Annotated in this window: 1 protein-coding gene; it reads left to right on the top strand. The window is 56.9% G+C overall.

The features are described from left to right. Positions 1-95 precede the first annotated feature (95 nt). On the top strand, positions 96-1,211 hold the full coding sequence (gene hypD, locus AC01ZF_RS12805) for a hydrogenase formation protein HypD (RefSeq protein WP_424675860.1): 1,116 nt from the start codon (positions 96-98) through the stop codon (positions 1,209-1,211). Positions 1,212-1,305 lie beyond the last annotated feature (94 nt).

Here is a 1,305-nt window from a genome sequence, read left to right as displayed (position 1 = left end):
TACAAAAACTTGGCGTTCTTCGCGCCTTTGCGTTAAGAACCTTTGCGTCTCTGCCCCCTTTGCGGCTACGCATTGAATTGAATGGAGAGCATGCGATGAAATATCTTGACGAGTTTCGCGATCCTGAATTGGCTCGCCGCTTGTTCGAACAGATCCGGCGTATCACTACCCGGCATTGGGCGATTATGGAGGTCTGCGGCGGCCAGACCCATTCGATCATTCGGAACGGGATCGATCAGTTGCTACCACCCGAGATCGAGCTGATCCATGGCCCCGGCTGTCCAGTCTGCGTCACGCCGTTAGAGATTATCGACAAGGCGCTCGCCATTGCGGCCCAACCCGGCGTAATCTTCTGCTCGTTCGGCGATATGCTGCGCGTGCCCGGCAGCCGCAAAGACCTCTTCCGCATCAAAAGCGAAGGCGGCGATGTGCGGATTGTCTACTCGCCGCTCGATGCGGTCAAGCTGGCCCAGCAAAACCCCGACCGCCAAGTTATCTTTTTTGCCATCGGCTTCGAAACCACCGCACCCGCCAACGCAATGGCGGTCTATCAGGCAGCCAAGCTCGGTCTCAAGAACTTCTCGATGTTAGTCTCACACGTACTGGTACCACCGGCAATCAGTGCGATTATGGAATCGCCGACCAACCGCGTCCAAGGCTTTCTGGCCGCCGGTCATGTCTGCAGCGTCATGGGCACCGCAGAATATCGTCCGCTTGTCGAAAAATATCACGTCCCCATCGTGGTTACTGGCTTTGAGCCACTCGACGTACTCGAAGGGATTCGCCGCGTGATCCTCCAGCTCGAGCAGGGCCGCGCCGAACTAGACAACGCCTACGAACGCGCCGTTCGCCCGGAAGGCAACGTCGTCGCCAAACAAATGCTTGCCGATGTCTTCACCGTCACCGACCGCACATGGCGTGGAATTGGGCGTATCCCGCGCAGTGGTTGGCGACTCAGCGACCGCTACGCCGAATTCGATGCCGAATACCGATTCAATGTCCACGACATCCAAACGAGCGAGTCGCCGCTATGTCGGAGTGGTGAAGTACTGCAAGGATTGCTCAAACCAAATCAATGCCCGGCCTTCGGTAAAGAATGCACACCGCGCACGCCACTTGGCGCAACGATGGTATCAAGCGAGGGAGCATGCGCAGCGTATTATCAGTATGGCCGATTCGTGCCGACCAGCACGATTGGCGTAGCATCGTAACATCTTCAGATCTTTGCGCCCTTCGCGCCTTTGCGTTAGTACCTTCAGATCTCTGTGCCCTTCGCGCCTTTGCGTTAGTACCTTCAGATCTCTG

This window comes from Chloroflexus sp. (assembly GCF_056331925.1).
Note: the sequence above shows the minus strand (reverse complement) of the source record. Positions and strands in the feature narration are given on the sequence as shown.